Here is an 18,264-nt window from a genome sequence, read left to right as displayed (position 1 = left end):
AAATAACGGTATTAATTATTACCGACCGCATTGACGATACGAATTTGTTTCTCATCCGGCACTTCTTGATATGACAAGACACGTAGCGTCGGAATGGTATTCTTCACAAATTTCGCTAAGGTCGCTCGAAGCACGCCAGACGTTAGCAACACGGCGGGCTCGCCTTGCAGCTCTTGCTGCTGCGTTGCCTCGGCTAATGATGATTGCAGGCGTTCTGCTAACCCAGGCTCAATGCCTGTCGACTCACCACCGGAGGCCTGCATGGTTTTATGCAACATCTGTTCCAGCTCAGGCACTAACGTAATGACTGGCAGTTCTGGCGCAATACCATTGATTTCCTGCACGATCAGTCGACGCAGCGCAATCCGAACCGCTGCGGTGAGAATGTCGGGATCTTGACTCTTTCCAGCGTACTCGGCCATGGTCTGAACGATAGTGCGGATATCTCGAATAGGAATCGCCTCACTGAGCAAGTTTTGCAATACTTTCACCAATACACTCAGTGGGATTTGGTCAGGGATCAGTCCCTCCACCAAACGCGGCACTTGTTTACCTAGCATATCGACAAGGTTTTGCGCCTCTTCGTGACCCAATAAACGCTCGGCGTTATTGGTCAGCATTTGACTCAGGTGGGTCGCCAATACGGTGGCTGAGTCGACCACCGTATATCCTAACGCCTGAGCGTGTTCGCGTTGGCTCGGCTCAATCCAAACCGCTTCGAGTCCAAATGCGGGATCTTGCGTCGGCTCGCCTTCAATCGGACCAAACACTTGTCCTGGATTAATAGCAAGTTCATGCTCTGGACGGACTTCCGCTTCGCCCACCGCGACGCCCATCAGGGTTATCCGGTAGTTATGCGGCGGTAACTCCAGATTATCGCGAATATGCACCGGCGGAATGAGGAAGCCAAAGTCTTGAGAGAGTTTTTTACGCACGCCTTTGACCCGGTCAAGTAGTTCACCGCCTTGATCTCTATCCACCATGGGGATTAGGCGATAACCCACTTCGAGACCAATCACATCCACAGGTTGCACATCATCCCATGACAACTCTTTCGGTGTGATAGGTGCCGTCTCTGGCTGCTCAGGCTCATCTGCTTTTTGTTTTGCTTTGTGATACTGCTGGTATTTCCAATAGGCCAAGCCACCACAAATAATCGCTAACAGCAGGAATGGGATGTGAGGCATGCCCGGCACAATACCCATCACGGTAAGAATACCAGTAGCAATCATCAGCGCGCGTGGGTTATCAAACAGTTGGAAGACAACTTGCTGCCCCATGTCTTCATCAGTATTTTGACGCGTCACCATAATGGCGGCACCAATTGACAGCAAGAGTGACGGGATTTGTGCCACCAAGCCATCACCAATGGTCAGCAAGGTATAGACTTCAATCGCATCAGAGAACGGGAGGTCGTGCTGTCCCATCCCGATAGACAGGCCACCGACGATGTTAATCAACAGGATCAGGATACCGGCGATCGCATCCCCTTTAACAAACTTAGACGCACCATCCATAGAGCCGTAGAAGTCCGCTTCTTTGGTCACTTCTTGACGACGCGTCCGCGCTTGTTCTTGATCGATAAGCCCAGCGTTTAAGTCGGCATCAATGGCCATTTGCTTACCAGGCAAGGCATCCAAGGTAAAGCGAGCACTCACTTCAGAAATCCGTCCGGCACCCTTGGTCACTACCATAAAGTTGATGATCATCAGGATAAGGAACACCACCAGACCAACGGCATAGTTGCCCCCGATCACCACCGAACCAAACGCGCCGATCACCTGACCCGCAGCATCCGGCCCTTCATGGCCATAGAGCAACACCACCCGAGTCGACGCAACGTTCAACGCCAAGCGTAGTAAGGTCGCTATCAACAACACCGTGGGAAACGCGGCAAAATCAAGTGGACGACGGGTATAAATCGTGACGAGCAAAACCACCAGCGACAAGGCAATGTTGAACGAGAACATCAAGTCCAACAGCATGGGCGGAACGGGCAATACCACCATCGCGAGGGTGGCTAATACTAGAATAGGTGCCCCAACCGCGGGCATCGCACGCAAGCGGTGGTAAGGAACTTTGTCTGAGAATGGCAGCTGCCACTTGGCTTTTAGCATGTTACAAGCTCAAATCCATGATAGGTGAACGGCGGAAAAGCGACGCGCTCGTCAAACACAAGAGGAAGGGGAGAAAGCAATATTTGCGCCAACAAACAACCCCGAAAGTGTCAGCATTTTGTCACTTCTCAGACAAAAACACGCAGCCCAAAGGACAAGGGAGTGCTAGTCGTGGCGCAAATCTGGCGGAATCGGCAAATAAGCGTCTTCTGGGCGCGTCGGCCGACGGCCTCGCCCTTTTTTGTATTGCTTGAGCTGGAAAACGTACGCCAGTACCTGTGCAACTGCCGTAAATAAACCATCTGGAATTTGTTGCTCAAGCTCTGTGCTAAAGTACAGTGCTCGCGCTAACGGCGGTGCAGGGACAATCGCTACATCATGCTCAGCGGCAATCTCACGAATTTTCAATGCCGTGAAGTCAGAGCCTTTTGCCACCACCACAGGTGCACTATCCATGTCACTGTTATACCGAAGTGCAACCGAGTAGTGCTCGGGGTTAGTCACCACGACATCGGCTTGTGGCACTTCTGCCATCATTCGTCGTTGCGCCATTTCACGCTGCAACATGCGAATTCGACCTTTGACTTCAGGGCGACCTTCGGTTTCTTTGTACTCGTCCTTCACTTCTTGTTTGGTCATTTTTAGTTGCTCATTGTGCTGCCATATCTGAAACGGCACATCAATCGCAACCACAATCAACAGTGAGCAACATACCAACAACACGAAGTTAAGCAGAATATCCATCGCGTGATAGAGGTTTTGCGGGAAGGTTTCAATCGTCAGTTCGAAGAAGTCTTGGAGATTGATATACACCAAATAACTTGCCACGCCCCCAACCAGCAAGACTTTAAGAATCGATTTTAATAGCTCAACCAAGCCTTGGGTGCCAAACATACGCTTCACCCCAGCGATGGGGCTCATTTTGGATAACTTAGGGCGCGCCGCTTCCCACGAGAAGCTGATCCCACCAAGGCCTGCCGACCCCGCGAGACCGGAAAAAAACAGCAGTAACAGCACCAGTCCAAGCGGGAGGATAAGGTGTAATAACTCGCCGACCACCACCAGCATTAACTCAGAGGTATCAAAGACTTCTGCGCGCGACAACGTAAAAAGCCGCGTCATGAGCGCCATTAACGCTTCCCCGAGCGATTGCCCAAACCACATCAAGCTCACCGCCCCTAATATCAGGACAGCGACGGATGCCAGTTCTCTTGAGCGCGGTACTTGGCCTTTCTCCCGCGCCTGCTCACGCCTTCGGGGTGTGGCGTCTTCTGTTCTTTCTTGGCCGTCACTCTCTGCCATCAGTTAGGCTCACAGTTAATGCGAATCAAAGAGCAAACTTGGTTAAGCCCAGTCTGCCAGTGGTTATCATAATGCGTCAAAATACCGAACAGTAAATACCAACTGATCAGCAAGCCCATCAACAATGCAAATGCAAAGCCAAGAGAGAAAATGTTCAGTTGGGGAGCGGCGCGCGTCATGACCCCGAACGACAAGTTGACAATCAAGAGCGCGATAATGCCCGCCAATGACATGCTTAACGCGACCTGAAACATGGTACCAAACCAATCCGCGAGGCTGCGGTAATCAGCCGCACCAATCATCTCGCCAATGGGAAGCGTTTTAAAACTCATGACCACCAAATTAAGCATCTGCAAATGCCCATCGGTGGCAAGAAAGAGCATGACTGCCAAGAATAAATAGAATTGCCCTAGCAAGGGGGTATTTTGACCATTGGCCGGGTCCACCATAGAGGCGAAACCTAAACTGGATTGCATACCGAGGATTTGCCCCAACACCACAAAGGTTTGAGTAATAAATTGCGTGACCATCCCCATGGCAACGCCAATCACGATTTGCTGTGCCAACACCACAAACCCCGCAAAGGACACCAATTCAATCTCTTCTGGCACCGCTGGGAGTGCTGGCATCACCGCAAAGGTAATCGCCAGCGACAGATATAAGCGAATGCGCACTGGCACAAAGCGCGCGCCGAAGAACGTCATCGCCATCATCATCGAGGAGATGCGAGTGAACGGCCAAAAGTAATTGGCCATCCACGACAAAATAACAGAGGCGGGATATTCCATGCCGTCGCCCTAGTAAAGCAGGGTCGGGATCTCTTCCACCAAGCGGTAGAAGTACTCCATCAACATACGCGTCATCCAATGGCCGAAAAACATCAGGGCCACAAAAGTGGCGATCAAACGCGGTAAAAAGCTTAGTGTTTGCTCGTTGATTGAGGTTGCCGCTTGGAAAATGGCCACAATCAAGCCAACCAACAATCCGGGTACCACAATCGCTGACACCAGCAGTAGCACCAAATACAAGGCATCTTGAAATAATTCAACAAACGCTTCCGGGGCCATCATTGCCTCCTTTAGCCAAAACTACCCGCTAAGGTAGAAAGAATGAGGTTCCACCCATCAACCAAGACAAACAGCATTAGCTTAAATGGCAAGGAGACGATCATCGGCGAAAGCATCATCATACCCATTGCCATCAAGACAGATGCCACCACCAAATCAATCACCAAAAACGGCAAAAATAGCATAAAGCCAATTTGGAAAGCCGTTTTCAGCTCTGAAGTCACAAACGCAGGGATGAGTACCGTCATCGGGACTTGCTCTGGCTCACTGACTTGCGCACCCGACATGTTGACAAAGGTCTCAAGATCTTTGACGCGTGTCTGTCGCAACATAAACTCGCGTAACGGTACTTGCACACGGTCAAATGCGTCTCGCGCCGTTATTTGCTCATTGATGTAGGGTTGAATGGCGTCCGTGTTCATGCGATCGATCACCGGTGACATAATAAACAGTGTCAAGAACAAAGCGATCCCGATGATGACTTGGTTTGACGGTGTTTGCTGAAGTCCCATTGCCTGCCGCAAAATCGCCATCACCACCACAATTCGAGTGAATGAGGTCATCAAAATCACGATGGCGGGCAAAAAACCCAGCGCGGTCATCAGCGCAAGGATCTGCAATGTCACCGAGTAGTCTTCACTGCCATCAGGATTGACGCGCATCGTCACGGCAGGTATCCCGCCTCCGGTGTTACGACTTGTCTGCAGTCGCACTGCCTCACCGGCCTCATCAATCGATTCGGTGGTAATGGTTTCTTGTGCTGGCGTTGCTTCTTGTTGGGCAAATGTGACAGGTGAAAACAGTGACACCCACACAAAAAGCCAAGCCGCAAGTAACGTTTTGATAGTCATTTTCGATTCAACAGTTGGCCGAGTTGCTCAGCAAATCTTGTATTCGGTGCTGGCGCATTTGACGACGTCGGCATGGGCGAATCCAGCGCTTTTAGCAACCGAATATTGGTGGCTGTCACGCCGATCACAAGCTGCTCGCCATTAATATCGACCACTAAAATACGCTCTTTTTGCCCAACGGCCAGTTGGCTGATGATACGAATGCCATTGGCTTGCCCAGCCAATCCAGGCAGCTTTAATCGTCTCAACAACCACGCCAGCGCAAAAATAAGCGCAAGCACCAATGTCAGTGATACCAACATGGTCGCGATACTAATATCAGGCGCCGCGGCCCATACAGGCAGCGGCGCAAACAACAAGCCTCCCAAAAGCCGACGCATGATTTTCCTTATCGTAACTTCTTAATTCGCTCAGTCTGGCTGATCACATCCGTCAACCGAATACCAAATTTATCGTTCACCACAACCACTTCGCCATGCGCAATTAAGGTGCCATTCACCAGCACATCAAGCGATTCCCCTGCCAATCGATCCAGCTCGACCACAGAGCCTTGGTTTAATTGCAGCAAATTACGAATGTTTATTTGTGTGCGCCCGACTTCCATCGATATGGTCACAGGGATATCGAGAATGGCATCCAGCTTGCGTTGCTCTTCTGGGCCAATTTTCTGTTCACTGTCGTCCGTCAGCTCTTCTAATGGTGCCGCTTGCACTTCATCAGAGCCTTCCACTTCTGACTGTTCGGCCAGGGCGGCAGCCCAATCATCATCTACATCATTTTGATCCATGACGTCTCACCCCTGTTTACTGGTTTTGATTACTGGTATCACTGCCACCTTTACCATCAATTGGTAAATCTTCTTCTAAGTCGTCAAGCAATTCCGGCTTGTCGTGAAGCAGTGAAATATCTGATTTAGCCATATCTGGCCGTTTCAATTTTTCAACGATTTTGAGTGCTAGCTTATCGTTAGATTGACCCATTTTGGCACGATAGGTCGGTAAATCTTCAATAAAGACAGTACACGCGTCTGGCATATCGACAGGGATCACGTCCCCCTTTTGCAACTCCATCAAATCGCGTAATGACAGCGTGGTATCTAACAGCTTGGCGCTGAGCTCGACATTAACGTCCAAGATTTCATCGCGTAATGCTTTACTCCAGCGTACATCCGTGTCCATTTTGTCACTTTGGACACCCGCATCTAGCAACTCGCGAATCGGCTCTAGCATGGAGTACGGCATAACCATGTGGCAATCACCACCGCCGCCGTCAAGCTCGATATGGAACGAGCTCACCACAATCACTTCTGTAGGGCTAACAATGTTGGCCATCGCCGGGTTTACCTCTGAATCGAGGTATTCAAAGGCCACTTCCATCACCGGCGCCCACGCGTCTTTATAATCTTCAAACACGAGCTTGAGCAGCATTTGGATCACGCGTCGCTCGGTCGGAGTAAATTCACGCCCTTCAATCCGAGCATGAAAACGCCCGTCGCCACCAAAGAAGTTTTCCACCAAGATGAAGACTAATCGTGCTTCCATGGTGATAAGCCCGGTCCCTTTTAATGGCCGGAAACGCACCATGTTTAAGCTCGTCGGGACATAGAGCGTGTTTTGGTACTCGCCAAATTTCATCATCTGCACGCCGTTGATCGATACTTCGGCGGTTTTACGCAGCATGTTAAACAAACTAATGCGCATGTGACGTGCAAAGCGCTCATTGATAAGTTCAAGCGTCGGCATGCGACCGCGCACAATGCGGTCTTGCGAAGAGAAATCAAACTGAACCGCACCGCCTTCGCCGGCTTCGGGCTCGTTATCATCATCTTCGACGTCATCAACACCGTGAAGGAGCGCATCAATTTCGTCTTGGCTGAGTAGGTCGGTCACGTCATCACCTATTGCATCACAAAACCAGTAAACAGGACCCGTTCTACCACAGGTTCACCGGTTACTTTAATCAAGGCCGCACGCACATTCTCGGCCGCTTGCCGCCTCACTTCGAGTTGGCCTTGCGGTGTACGCAATTGCTCGGCGGTTGCTGCCCCAAAGGTATTCAGCAGCGCGTGCTCCACCAAAGGTAAATTTTCTTTGGCAAGCGCTTCCATTTCATTGCCCCGTACCAGCAGCTGAGCCTTTACTTGAACGAGACGTTGCTGCTCGTCGCCCGTCACATTGAACACAAACGGGCGCGGCAAGGTGACATAAATCGCTGGTAGTGACATCGCTTGCTCTTCAAGCACAATATCGTCTTGGCTGTCATCTCCCCCAGATAAGAAGAAAAACGCTGCACCACCGACCACTAACAGCAGCAACACAGCTGCAGCGATAATGATGATCAGCTTTTTCTTTCCACCTTCAGGCACTTCTGGATTGTTATCATCGGCCATCGTTATTCGTGCTCCTCATCTTTACACCCACATCAAGCGTAATAGTCAACTGCTCTATCGCTGTGTGAAACCTGTATGGTTTGGCTGGTTAACACCTCGTCAACACCGTCATCGAGCCCCGACATCCCGGATGCGGCCCCACTCGATTGGCCTGCGCCGCTATGTTGCTGCTGACCCGATGCCATTTGTTGGGCACCACTGTCTTGCTGTTGGACCGAGCCTTGAGCTAATTGTAGCCCTTGCTGCTGTAACATTTCACGCAAACGCGGCATCGCTTGTTCAACGAGATCGCGTGCTTGATGGTTCGCGACGGTAATGTGCACAGTCGCTTGGTCATTGTTGATACCTAGCTTAATTTGCATCCGGCCTAATTCAGGTGGATCAAGGCGAATATCAACCTGTTTCAAATTTTTCGACAGCATTACATTCACGCGTTCGCTGAGTGCCGCGCCCGCGTCTGCTGGTGTTTGTCCCATGGGTAAGGGGGCTTGAGCATTTTGTGCCGCTTGCATATCTTGACGCGCGGTATGTGCTTGCGCCGATGGTGTCCCTAAGCTATTCGCTAACTGCTGCATCAGTGTATCGGAGCGTGTCGATCCACTGCCATCCACTCCCGCTGCTTTATCCGCGTTTGCCGCCTTCTCAGTCATGGCTTTTAGTGCAGCTTTACTCAACCCTGCCGCTTGCGCCTGCTGACTGGCTAGCGCATTCGCGCCCGCCTGCCCTAATTGGGCGGTCAATGGTGAAGAGGATTTACTGTTACTCTCCCCATCACCGGTATGCAGCTGATAAGTCGCTTGATTAACTTGACGCTGCTTGTCCAGATTGTCTGCCGAACGCGCAGCCAACGCTGCGGCGACGTCTTTAGCAACAACCGACTCTTTACCCATTTTTTCAGTTTCATCCGCGCCGGCTTTGGCCTCGGCCCAAGGGATCGATGCCGACGCGAGCTTCATCGCTTTGTCTGGCTGTGCAGATGCCGACCCTTGTTCGTCACTGCTGAGGCTGGTCCCGCTGCGCGCCTGTTGATTAGCTCTCACTTGCGCTACCAGTGCTGCCAACTGATCGGGCGACAATTGCGCCAGTGCCTGTTCTGGATCGACATCATCAGGAAGCTGACGTGACAACGTCTCTAATAATGCTTCTCGCGAGACCTTTTGTGCTTGGGCATGCTCATGCACCTGTTCTTGCAATGATGCTAACGCTTTGTCGTTCAGCGCTTTGTCGTTTAACGCCTCTTTGTCGGCCTCTGTCATGTTGTCATCATTGGCCATTAATTCACTGCCCGCTTTGATAGGCAAATCTTTGCCATTCAGCGTCGCGGCAGCTTGATTTAGACGTGCAAGCAGTGCTTCCCCTTCCTCCATCGCGGTCATATCGGCAATTTGGGCCATTTCTGCTTCACTGAACATACCATCGGCCAGCATTGCCTCGGCATCGATCATTTGGCCATCAACCAGTAAGGTTTTGCCATCCGCCATCAACTCAACGGGCAACTCGCCCTCCGCGCCATCTTGCTGAAGCGTTTGGCGTAATGTCGCTAAAAAGCCCGCTTCTGGCGACGCCTTAGCTTGTCCAGCTAAAGGCTGTCCCTCGCTTGGCGTTGGCGCGATGTTGGCAGATAGATTAGAAAGCGTCAGGTTAGACTGCGTCATAGGTCTCTCATCATTACCGTGTAAACCACCTGTTCGCGAGGCAAATACTCGCTCGTCGTGGTAATGACAAAGCAATTATCGCGCCATTATGAGATTAAGAGAAGGGGGAAGGACGACGGCGAGCAATAATCGCTGCCATTTCATCCATTTGGCGCTGCTCTTGATAGCGTTCTCGCTCCGCTTGCTCACGTTCACGCTTTTCAATTAGCCACTCTATCGATTGCCGATACTGCCGCGCTTGATGCCAGGTTTGTTGGCAGTTATCGAGATGCTCTTTAAACTGATGTTCTGCATCTCGCTGTTTTGCCAGGGTTTCATCCAGCTGGACAATGAATTTGTTTAAGTGGCCAAATGCACTGGCCGATAAACCTTGCTGGCCGCGATCACTCATTTGCCGACAATACTCCAAGCGGTACTGCTCGATTTGCTCCAGCTGACGATAGTAATTATCCAAAGATTGCTGCGCCGCGACAACGGCAAGCTGCGCCTGCTTTTCATCTTCTTGGGCTTTATCCAACAGCAGTGTCAGTGCATGATCAGCCATCGATTACCCCTGCAAGGTTGAGCGTAACATGTTGACGCACATATCATAGGGAACCACTTCTTTCATACCTTGCTGCAAATACTCATCCAATCGCGGCTTAATACTAAATGCTTGGTCAACCGCTGCATCTGAGCCTGGCTTGTACGCGCCGATCGAGACCAAGTCTTGATTTTTTCGGCAAACGGACAACACTTGCCGCACCGCTTTAGACATCAGGATTTGCTCTTCACTGGTGATGTTTGGCATCACTCGGCTGACCGAACGCTCAACATCAATCGCAGGATAATGCCCACTGTCAGCTAACTCGCGCGATAACACGATATGCCCGTCAAGAATGGCGCGGGCTGCATCTGCAATCGGATCTTGTAAGTCATCACCCTCAGTGAGTACAGTGAAAAACGCTGTAATCGAACCTTGCCCAACCGCGCCATTACCGGCACGTTCAACCAACGAAGGCAAACGCGCAAAAACCGACGGCGGATACCCTTTGGTAGCCGGTGGCTCGCCAACCGATAAAGCGATTTCACGCTGCGCTTGCGCAAAGCGGGTCAGAGAATCCATTAGCAAGAGCACATCGAGCCCTAGATCGCGAAAGTATTCGGCAATGGTCAACGCAGTTTGGCACCCTTTTAGGCGCATCAGTGGTGACGCATCGGCAGGGGCTGCAACCACCACGGCGCGTGCGCGTCCTTCCTCACCGAGAATATCGTCAATAAACTCTTTGACTTCACGACCACGCTCACCAATGAGCCCCACCACAACCACTTGTGCGGTCGTACCGCGTGTCATCATGCCAAGCGTCACGGACTTACCCACCCCCGAGCCTGCAAACAAGCCGATGCGTTGCCCTTTCCCGACGGTTAAAAGGCCATTAATCGCCTTAATACCCACATCCAAGGGTTCACGAATCGGCTGGCGCGCCAAGGGGTTGATTGGCGTCCCTTCTAAGCTAGCACGCTTATCGGTATAGATATCGCCCTTTCCATCCAAAGGGTTGCCCATGCCGTCGATCACTCGGCCGAGTAATTCCATCCCCACCGCCAAATGGCCTCGCTCTGCAAGCGGTGTCACACGTGCACCAGGAAGCACACCAGACACTTGCTCATTAGGCATCAGATAAAGTAGCTCACCGGCAAAACCAACCACTTCGGCCTCAATGGTGCCATTAAGGGTATCGACCGAGCAGACAGAGCCAATCGGCGCGCGACAGCCAATGGCCTCGAGTGTCAATCCCACCATACGGACCAATTTCCCCGATGCGACGGGTTTGGGGGCGAGATTATCAACTTGCCAGTGCTTGAGTCGCTCTGCCAATGCACTCATGACTCACCTTTGTCCTGATCCACGGATTCGTTTTGCTCAGCCGACGGTGCTTGCTCATCCTGTGAGCTAGCTTGAGAGTCTAGCTCTGACGACGCATGCTCTTGCGGTGCGTCCGCCTCCTGTTGCGTGTGATCACGCATGGTTTGATCACGCATGGTTTGCTCAGATCCTGTCACAGGATCCGTATGTTGGTGCGCAGCGTCCGACGGGCGCGCTTGGTTTTTACCATGAAACTCGCGCAACAAGGTGTCGACACGCTCGGCAAGACGGTAATCCACCACCGAGTCTTTCGCTTTTACGTGCACATCGCCACGAGACAGTGCTGGCTCGGATTGTAATGTCCAATCGCGCGCGGCAAGGGTATCTGGCCCGTATGCATCACTGACTACCGCGTGATCATCTGGGTGTAGGGATACAGTAACGGGGTGATCAGCAATCGGCAGTGCCTCGATGGCGGCGCGTAAGGTTTGTAAGAGCACGTGCGGATTGGTCTGCACTTCGACGCCAATCAGAGATTTGGTCAACGCTTGCACCATCAATAGCAACTGCTGCTCGACATCTTCGTTGACCTTTTCGAGCGGGTGCGTAAGCTGATTTAAAATTCTATCTAGATGCTGGCAGCGCTCCTCTATTAGCGCTTGCCCAGCGGCGACGCCTTCGTCAAAGCCTGCTTTTTTACCTTCTTCGTGGCCTTTCTCGCGTCCCTCTTCAAGGCCCGCTTCTAAACCCTCACGATGGCCAATCTGCTTGCCCTCTTCATGGCCCTCGTCGTAGCCTTGCTGGCGAATCGCTTCGAGCGCGTCCGCGGTTAAAGGTTCAGGCGCCAGCTCCGACTCTTCGGGCTCCGGTTCGGACTCCGGCTCCCAACTCGGGTCATAGTTGAGTGCGGTTTCTTTGGGTAAAGACTGCTTGTCGCCGTAAGGAGGCAGTTCCCAACGATCAATGGTTTCAGTCTGTGCTTCGTCAGCACGAATATAGCCACGACGCTTATCTAGGCTCATGATTTACCTCTGATACGTGAATGGCCTAAACGAACTCGTCGCCGCCACCACCCGTAAGCATGATTTCACCCGCATCCGCGAGACGGCGCGCGATAGACAGGATCTCTTTCTGAGCCCCTTCTACATCTGAGACACGGATCGGTCCCATGGCTTCGATATCGTCTTGCAGCATTTCTGCCGCACGCTTAGACATGTTGCGGTAGATTTTCTCACGTAGATTATCTTCCGCACCTTTAAGCGCTTTTTGCAAGACTTCTTGCGGCACGTCTCGCAGCATGGTTTGAATACCGCGATCGTCGACATCGATAAGGTTGTCGAATACGAACATCAGATCTTGGATTTGCGAGGCCATCTCTTCGTCTTGATCGCGAATCGAGTCCATCAACACGCCTTCAATACTGTTGTCCATATAGTTCATGATCTCAGCTGCAGCCTTCAAGCCACCAATTTTGGCAGCTTGCGCCCCCGCTTGGCCAGCGAACTGTTTCTCCATGATTTCATTCAACTCGTGCAATGCAGCAGGCTGAACTTCTTCGAGGTTGGCAATCCGCATCATCAGATCTAACCGGTCACGTTCAACAAACTGTGAGAGGATCTCTGCGGAATGCTCGGGGTCAAGATACGAAAGTACAATGGTCTGTATCTGCGGGTGCTCGTTGATAATGATGCTCGCCACTTGACGCGGATCCATCCACTTGAGTGAATCCAAGCCTTTCGAGCCACTGCCCAGCAAAATCTGATCGACCAAGTTGTTGGCTTTGTCTTCACCCAACGCAGCCACCAGTGCATTACGGACAAAGTCTTCACTGCCCATCCCGATTGAGGTGTATTTTTGGATTTCCTCGAGAAAGGCGCGGTGAACAGCGGCCACTTTATCAGAGTTAAGGTCAGTCATTGAGGTCATGGCCGCACCGACGCGTTGCACCTGCTTTGGCTCAAGGTGGCGAATAATACTCGCCGCATCTTGCTCACTCAGGCTCAACAACAAAATTGCTGCCTTTTCAATGCCACTCAACGAGTTGACATCAAAGCTGGTACCCGGTTGCTCTTCACCGCCGGTTGTCGCGACTTCATTTGCCATCTTGCATTACCCAGTTCTTCACAGCTTGTGCGGCAAGGTCTGGCTCGTTCGCCACCAATGCCCGCACCGCTTTCAACAAGTCTTCATCTTTGTGTAAGTTTGGCAAGGACACATCCGATGAAGACATCGCAAAGTTACTTGAGCCATCAAGCTCCGAGCCAATCAGGCCAATGTCATCACCGTCAGGAGAGATGGGTAAGCCATCGGGTCCCAAGATCTCGCCATTGGGCCCCACGGTATTGCCATCTTCGTCGAGCGCTGGGTACAACAGCTTTTTCATGGCTGGGCGGATAAGCACCAAGATAACCACGATAATTACCAATGCCGCCGCCATCCAGCGCACCCAGTCGTTGAAGTTTGGATGCTCCCAAATTGGCACATCCATCGCCATATCTTGTTCAGGCTCAACAAAGGGCACCGCGATGACTTCAATCACGTCCCCACGCGCTTCACTGAAACCGACACCGCCCATCAACAAACGACGAATTTTTGCGATTTCATCATCGGTCAGTGGCGTTTTCACCACATCACCGGTTTCCGGATCCACACTTTGCTTAAAGTTGACCGCGACCGAGACGGTTTGGCGGTCAATAATGCCAGACTGTGCACGACGGTGGCGGATGGTGGTGTCCAATTCAAAGTTTCGCGTGGCTTCACGACTGACCGAGCCCGTGTCTCCTGCGCCACCGTTTTTCAAATCTTGAACGTCTTCGGGAATCGATGCATCCGCCGGTGGCTGGTTACTTAACGCTCCCGGGATCCCTGCGACCATATCACTACTATTGTAGTCTTCACGAGTGTACTCACTGCGCGTGGCGGGCGTATTGGGATTAAATTGCTTTTGGGTTTCTTCTAGCGAACTAAAGTCCATCGACACATCGACTTGCGAGGTATAATTACCCAAACCCAATACAGGGATGAGAATAGAATCGATTTTGTCGCGTAACTGGCGCTCTTGCTTACGCTCAAGCTCATATTCTTTGCGGCGTGCCGCCGTGGCAGGATCTTCACTTCCCGAATTCAACAAACGTCCATGCTGATCGGTTACCGTTACACGGGTCGGTTTCAAGGATGGAACGGCAGAGGCCACCATATCGACAATCGAGTCTACCTCTTCTTGTCCGAGTGTGTTCGCGCCGCCAAGCGTAAGAAATACGGTCGCTGAGGCTTCTTGATTGTGGCGTACAAATACGCTTTGCTTTGGCATCGCCAGCAGCACTCGCGCTTTGCGGACATGACGAACTTCTTCAATCGCGGCGGCAAGTTGACGTTCGCGGCTCAATTTTAAACGTTCACGCTCAAGCTGTTGCGAGACGCCAAACCCCATGTCATTCAGAAGAATATCATCGCCTTCAGCGGTCGCGGTGTTTAATCCTGCCCGAGTCAGCCCCAAACGAATCGATGAGTATTCATCCGCAGGAACGCGAATCGTATTACCATCTAACTGATAATTAATCTTTTCTTGATCGAGGTGATCAAGTACCGGGATTAGCTCCTCGGTTTCATACGAGCCCAGTGGACGCATTTCGGGTTCTTGAACCCAGAAAAACAGCATCATAATCAACGCGACGCAGATAGCGACCGCTAACACGAGGATCATCTGACGTACCATGTCCAAGTCGCCGAATAGCGAGTCAGACTTGGCAGACTGCTCTAACGCATCCGGGTCTTGTACGTCTTGATCCATCTCTGGCCCAAGCTCCGTAGAGGGCAATGCTGCCGCCCCTTCGGAGACTGCCAGATCGGTGTTTTGATTCTCTTCAGCCACTGGTTAATTCCTACATTACACTGGCATATTCATCAGTTCTTTGTACGCTTCAACCAGCTTGTTGCGGGTTTGAACCGTTGCATCGAATGCCACACTCGACTTATTACGTGCGATCATCACATCCGACAAACTGACACTGCGGTCGCCTTCATCAAAGCGCGTGGCAAGTTCACCCGATGTTTTTTGTAATCCGTTAACATGGTTGATCGCGCTAGCCAGCATATCGCCAAATTCTTGGCTCACTTGTTGGCCCGTCGCAGGTTGCGACACGTTTTTCGCGGCCACCGCCATGGCTTGCATCTCTTGGGTCAGGGCATTGGCTTTCATCGTCGATCCTTACTGTGTCAATTTTTTGTCAACTTGGTCAGATTTTCTCCGCCATGACAGCTAACTTGCAACTTTGAGGCCACGTTGGCAAAGGCCTCACATCCTAGGGCGTTAGCTTGGAATTTCAATCCCAGCATCACGCATTTTGGCTAATTTATAACGCAATGTTCGCGGGCTGATCCCTAACCGCTCAGCCACTTCTTTGCGGCGTCCTTCACAGGCACGAATAGTATCTAGAATGATAGCAAACTCTTGATCCCGAAGCTCATTCCCCAATCCAGCATTACCGTTTATCGTTGGATCGGAAAAGGATGCCGCTGGCGTTGCAACCGATGGTGCCACCGACTGGCTATCCATCACTCGATGCTGTAAGCCAGAGGCATCATGCCAATCATGGCCCTCTAGCAAAATATCACTCGCTTGAATGCAGGCATTGCTCGCCAGAATCAGAGCGCGCTGCATCACGTTGTCGAGCTCACGGACGTTGCCGGGCCATGGATAGTGGAGGAGCTTCTGCTCTGCATCTTGACTTAATGTAGGGCACAGCATGCCTTGTTTTTGACAGTGGCGTGACAACAAATGACTCGCCAGTGGGATAATATCACCGGGCCTGTCTGTGAGCGCAGGCCAGGTAATCGGAAAGACGTTTAATCGATAATACAGATCTTCTCGGAAATGCCCTTCGGCCACATACTCTTTGAGATCGCGGTTACTGGTGGCCAATACGCGAACATCCAGTTGAATGCTTTTACGGCCCCCTAAGCGTTCAACTTCACGCTCTTGAAGTACCCGCAATAACTTAGCTTGGAGACCCAAGTCCATTTCGCTAATTTCATCCAGCAAAATAGTGCCACCTTGAGCTTGCTCAAATTTCCCTGGGCAAGCTTGTACGGCGCCAGTAAATGCACCTTTCTCGTAACCAAACAGTGTCGCTTCCAGCATGTTTTCTGGAATTGCCGCGCAGTTAATCGCGACAAAAGGCGCCGCCACGCGCACAGAATGATCGTGGATATATCGCGCCATCACTTCTTTACCCGAGCCTGACGGCCCTAAGATCATCACGTTGGCATCGGTCGCGGCCACTTTGTCAGCCAACGCCATCAATGCGACACTTTTAGGATCCGCGACAATGGCGTCCGAGCTGTCCGCTTTAACCGGAGCATAACGGCTGACCATGTTGAGTAGCACTTCTGGCGCGAACGGCTTGGCCATATAGTCAATCGCCCCTTCTTTCATCGCGGCCACTGCATCTTCAATGTTGGCATAGGCTGTCATCAATAACACCGGTAAATTCGGGGTGTTATTTTTGATGGTTCTCAGCAAAGCGAGCCCGTCCATTCCGGCCATTTGGACATCGGAAACGACAATATCGACCGCCTCTGATTTTAAGGTCAGCAAGGCTTGCTCGGCACTATCGGCCTCGATCCAGTGATATCCGGCAAGGGCAAGCGTATCGACGAGGGCCTCACGCAAACCTTCGTCATCTTCGACGATCAGGACAGTTGTTTGGCTCATTGTGTTTCTCCTACGCTATCACTGCTTTTTGCAGCAGGGGTGTCTGCCAACGGCAAGCACAGTGTAAAACAAGCGCCTTGACCCAGCTCTGACTGCAGCGTCAAGGTGCCTTTGTGGGCATGGCAAACCATTTGAACAACGGCAAGCCCTAAGCCCGTCCCTTGCTGACGGGTGGTAAAAAAGGGCTCTAACACTTTCGCCTGAAGCTCAGGTGCGATACCTGGGCCATTATCGGCAACCGACAACAAGAGATTGCTTTCATGCGTGCGCGCATCGACCACGACTTGGCACGCCTTTCCCGCAACCTGAATAGCATTTACCACTAAGTTACTCAGTGCGCTCGCTAAGGCATTCACATTTCCCAGCAAGGTCACGCTTTCGTCATCACTATTGATGGCAAAATCAACATTCTTTCCTTGAACGACCGCGTCCACCATAGGCTCAAACTCATTAAAAAGCTGCTCAACCGTAAACCGGTCAACCACTTTGTTATCGCCCCCTTTAGCGAATAACAGCATGTCATTCACTTGCTTTTCGAGATCGTGCAGCCTATCGAGCAATTTCAACTGGAAACGCTGTCGGGTGGCTTCATTCAGGTTGGGCGCACCTAAATTCGCCGCATATAACATGGCGCTGGATAACGGTGTTCGCACCTGATGTGCCAAGGAAGCCACCATTTTCCCTAAGGATGAAAGCCGCTGCAGATCACTGACCCGTGATTGCAGCAAGCGCGTCTCTGTCATATCGGTAATCAAGATCAGTTGACCAGAATCTGATGCCGATATGGCAAGCTTTACTCGGCGGCCATCTTTTAGCGATACTTCATGCCCATCATCATCACGCGGAGAGAAGGCGCGTTGGATCACGTCAAACCAACGTTCTTGCGTGAGTGGTTCACCCAACAAGCGACGAGCCTCTGGATTGGCTTCTGCCACTCGGCCGTTTGAATCAAGTAAGATCACACCAGCAGGCATGACATCCAATACTTGTTTATAACGCGTAACTTGTTGGTCCACTGAACCCAGTGGCGACGATTGGCTTTCCATCTCGGCAATACACGATTTGATAAAGGTTTTATCCAATTAAGCAGGGATTATGCCATAAAAATAGCTATTTATATCATGCAATTAGAAACATCGAGTAGGGTGAGGCGTTGCCGCCTCATCCCTCTCACAGAACCGTACATACGGACCTCGTATACGGCTCATGCACACTTCCATTCAGCATAAATGCTAAACACATGCCCTGTCCTTACCTGTTCAATATTAACTAACCCCAGCTCATCGAACCACTGGTTGGGCATTGCATATCTATCTAGCGGCCT

Annotated in this window: 18 protein-coding genes; all 18 read right to left on the bottom strand. The window is 51.5% G+C overall.

The window, feature by feature from the left end; translation table 11 throughout:
- Nucleotides 1–11: 11 nt before the first annotated feature.
- Nucleotides 12–2,117 (bottom strand): flagellar biosynthesis protein FlhA, encoded by a 2,106-nt coding sequence (gene flhA / locus BGK46_RS03720; protein ID WP_069587154.1) that lies wholly within the window; start codon nt 2,115–2,117, stop codon nt 12–14.
- 165 nt (nt 2,118–2,282) lie between these two features.
- Nucleotides 2,283–3,419, bottom strand: coding sequence for a flagellar biosynthesis protein FlhB (gene flhB / locus BGK46_RS03715; protein ID WP_069587152.1), 1,137 nt, complete (start codon nt 3,417–3,419; stop codon nt 2,283–2,285).
- The gene (gene fliR / locus BGK46_RS03710) at nt 3,419–4,207 is read right to left on the bottom strand and encodes a flagellar biosynthetic protein FliR (protein WP_069587151.1); all 789 of its coding nucleotides are present in this window, start codon (nt 4,205–4,207) and stop codon (nt 3,419–3,421) included. The genes flhB and fliR overlap by 1 nt, the downstream gene beginning before the upstream one ends.
- A 9-nt stretch (nt 4,208–4,216) precedes the next feature.
- The gene (fliQ, locus tag BGK46_RS03705) at nt 4,217–4,486 is read right to left on the bottom strand and encodes a flagellar biosynthesis protein FliQ (RefSeq protein ID WP_069587148.1); all 270 of its coding nucleotides are present in this window, start codon (nt 4,484–4,486) and stop codon (nt 4,217–4,219) included.
- An 11-nt stretch (nt 4,487–4,497) separates the two neighbouring features.
- Nucleotides 4,498–5,337 (bottom strand): flagellar type III secretion system pore protein FliP, encoded by an 840-nt coding sequence (gene fliP / locus BGK46_RS03700; RefSeq protein ID WP_069587147.1) that lies wholly within the window; start codon nt 5,335–5,337, stop codon nt 4,498–4,500.
- Nucleotides 5,334–5,717, bottom strand: coding sequence for a flagellar biosynthetic protein FliO (gene fliO / locus BGK46_RS03695; protein ID WP_069587146.1), 384 nt, complete (start codon nt 5,715–5,717; stop codon nt 5,334–5,336). The genes fliP and fliO overlap by 4 nt, the downstream gene beginning before the upstream one ends.
- A gap of 8 nt (nt 5,718–5,725) precedes the next feature.
- Nucleotides 5,726–6,124 (bottom strand): flagellar motor switch protein FliN, encoded by a 399-nt coding sequence (gene fliN / locus BGK46_RS03690; protein WP_069587145.1) that lies wholly within the window; start codon nt 6,122–6,124, stop codon nt 5,726–5,728.
- A gap of 16 nt (nt 6,125–6,140) precedes the next feature.
- Nucleotides 6,141–7,226, bottom strand: coding sequence for a flagellar motor switch protein FliM (gene fliM / locus BGK46_RS03685; protein WP_069587144.1), 1,086 nt, complete (start codon nt 7,224–7,226; stop codon nt 6,141–6,143).
- 8 nt (nt 7,227–7,234) lie between these two features.
- Nucleotides 7,235–7,726, bottom strand: a complete 492-nt coding sequence (gene fliL, locus BGK46_RS03680; protein ID WP_069587142.1) for a flagellar basal body-associated protein FliL — start codon at nt 7,724–7,726, stop codon at nt 7,235–7,237.
- 32 nt (nt 7,727–7,758) lie between these two features.
- Complete coding sequence (locus BGK46_RS03675; protein ID WP_069587141.1) at nt 7,759–9,381, bottom strand: flagellar hook-length control protein FliK; 1,623 nt, start codon at nt 9,379–9,381, stop codon at nt 7,759–7,761.
- Between the two features lie 94 nt (nt 9,382–9,475).
- Complete coding sequence (gene fliJ / locus BGK46_RS03670) at nt 9,476–9,925, bottom strand: flagellar export protein FliJ (protein WP_069587140.1); 450 nt, start codon at nt 9,923–9,925, stop codon at nt 9,476–9,478.
- Nucleotides 9,926–9,928: 3 nt separating this feature from the next.
- The gene (fliI, locus tag BGK46_RS03665; RefSeq protein ID WP_069587139.1) at nt 9,929–11,248 is read right to left on the bottom strand and encodes a flagellar protein export ATPase FliI; all 1,320 of its coding nucleotides are present in this window, start codon (nt 11,246–11,248) and stop codon (nt 9,929–9,931) included.
- A complete protein-coding gene (gene fliH, locus BGK46_RS03660) occupies nt 11,245–12,249 on the bottom strand; it encodes a flagellar assembly protein FliH (protein ID WP_069587138.1) in 1,005 nt (334 codons plus the stop codon). Before fliH ends, fliI begins: the two co-directional genes overlap by 4 nt.
- A 25-nt stretch (nt 12,250–12,274) precedes the next feature.
- Nucleotides 12,275–13,330 (bottom strand): flagellar motor switch protein FliG, encoded by a 1,056-nt coding sequence (gene fliG, locus BGK46_RS03655; protein ID WP_069587136.1) that lies wholly within the window; start codon nt 13,328–13,330, stop codon nt 12,275–12,277.
- Nucleotides 13,320–15,098, bottom strand: a complete 1,779-nt coding sequence (fliF, locus tag BGK46_RS03650; protein ID WP_069587135.1) for a flagellar basal-body MS-ring/collar protein FliF — start codon at nt 15,096–15,098, stop codon at nt 13,320–13,322. Before fliF ends, fliG begins: the two co-directional genes overlap by 11 nt.
- A 15-nt stretch (nt 15,099–15,113) precedes the next feature.
- On the bottom strand, nt 15,114–15,425 hold the full coding sequence (fliE, locus tag BGK46_RS03645; RefSeq protein ID WP_069587134.1) for a flagellar hook-basal body complex protein FliE: 312 nt from the start codon (nt 15,423–15,425) through the stop codon (nt 15,114–15,116).
- Nucleotides 15,426–15,536: 111 nt separating this feature from the next.
- Nucleotides 15,537–16,940, bottom strand: a complete 1,404-nt coding sequence (locus BGK46_RS03640) for a sigma-54-dependent transcriptional regulator (protein ID WP_069587133.1) — start codon at nt 16,938–16,940, stop codon at nt 15,537–15,539.
- On the bottom strand, nt 16,937–17,986 hold the full coding sequence (locus BGK46_RS03635) for a sensor histidine kinase (RefSeq protein WP_069587227.1): 1,050 nt from the start codon (nt 17,984–17,986) through the stop codon (nt 16,937–16,939). Before BGK46_RS03635 ends, BGK46_RS03640 begins: the two co-directional genes overlap by 4 nt.
- Nucleotides 17,987–18,264 lie beyond the last annotated feature (278 nt).

This window comes from Salinivibrio sp. SS2 (assembly GCF_001722075.1).
In the GTDB taxonomy this organism is placed as follows: domain Bacteria; phylum Pseudomonadota; class Gammaproteobacteria; order Enterobacterales; family Vibrionaceae; genus Salinivibrio; species Salinivibrio proteolyticus.
Note: the sequence above shows the minus strand (reverse complement) of the source record. Positions and strands in the feature narration are given on the sequence as shown.

Bases quoted from the DNA above. Each gene is read 5' to 3' on its own strand.
- flhA (WP_069587154.1), bottom strand. From the start codon at position 2,117: ATGCTAAAAGCCAAGTGGCAGCTGCCATTCTCAGACAAAGTTCCTTAC.
- flhB (WP_069587152.1), bottom strand. From the start codon at position 3,419: ATGGCAGAGAGTGACGGCCAAGAAAGAACAGAAGACGCCACACCCCGA.
- fliR (WP_069587151.1), bottom strand. From the start codon at position 4,207: ATGGAATATCCCGCCTCTGTTATTTTGTCGTGGATGGCCAATTACTTT.
- fliQ (WP_069587148.1), bottom strand. From the start codon at position 4,486: ATGGCCCCGGAAGCGTTTGTTGAATTATTTCAAGATGCCTTGTATTTG.
- fliP (WP_069587147.1), bottom strand. From the start codon at position 5,337: ATGACTATCAAAACGTTACTTGCGGCTTGGCTTTTTGTGTGGGTGTCA.
- fliO (WP_069587146.1), bottom strand. From the start codon at position 5,717: ATGCGTCGGCTTTTGGGAGGCTTGTTGTTTGCGCCGCTGCCTGTATGG.
- fliN (WP_069587145.1), bottom strand. From the start codon at position 6,124: ATGGATCAAAATGATGTAGATGATGATTGGGCTGCCGCCCTGGCCGAA.
- fliL (WP_069587142.1), bottom strand. From the start codon at position 7,726: ATGGCCGATGATAACAATCCAGAAGTGCCTGAAGGTGGAAAGAAAAAG.
- BGK46_RS03675 (WP_069587141.1), bottom strand. From the start codon at position 9,381: ATGACGCAGTCTAACCTGACGCTTTCTAATCTATCTGCCAACATCGCG.
- fliJ (WP_069587140.1), bottom strand. From the start codon at position 9,925: ATGGCTGATCATGCACTGACACTGCTGTTGGATAAAGCCCAAGAAGAT.
- fliI (WP_069587139.1), bottom strand. From the start codon at position 11,248: ATGAGTGCATTGGCAGAGCGACTCAAGCACTGGCAAGTTGATAATCTC.
- fliH (WP_069587138.1), bottom strand. From the start codon at position 12,249: ATGAGCCTAGATAAGCGTCGTGGCTATATTCGTGCTGACGAAGCACAG.
- fliG (WP_069587136.1), bottom strand. From the start codon at position 13,330: ATGGCAAATGAAGTCGCGACAACCGGCGGTGAAGAGCAACCGGGTACC.
- fliE (WP_069587134.1), bottom strand. From the start codon at position 15,425: ATGAAAGCCAATGCCCTGACCCAAGAGATGCAAGCCATGGCGGTGGCC.
- BGK46_RS03640 (WP_069587133.1), bottom strand. From the start codon at position 16,940: ATGAGCCAAACAACTGTCCTGATCGTCGAAGATGACGAAGGTTTGCGT.
- BGK46_RS03635 (WP_069587227.1), bottom strand. From the start codon at position 17,986: ATGGAAAGCCAATCGTCGCCACTGGGTTCAGTGGACCAACAAGTTACG.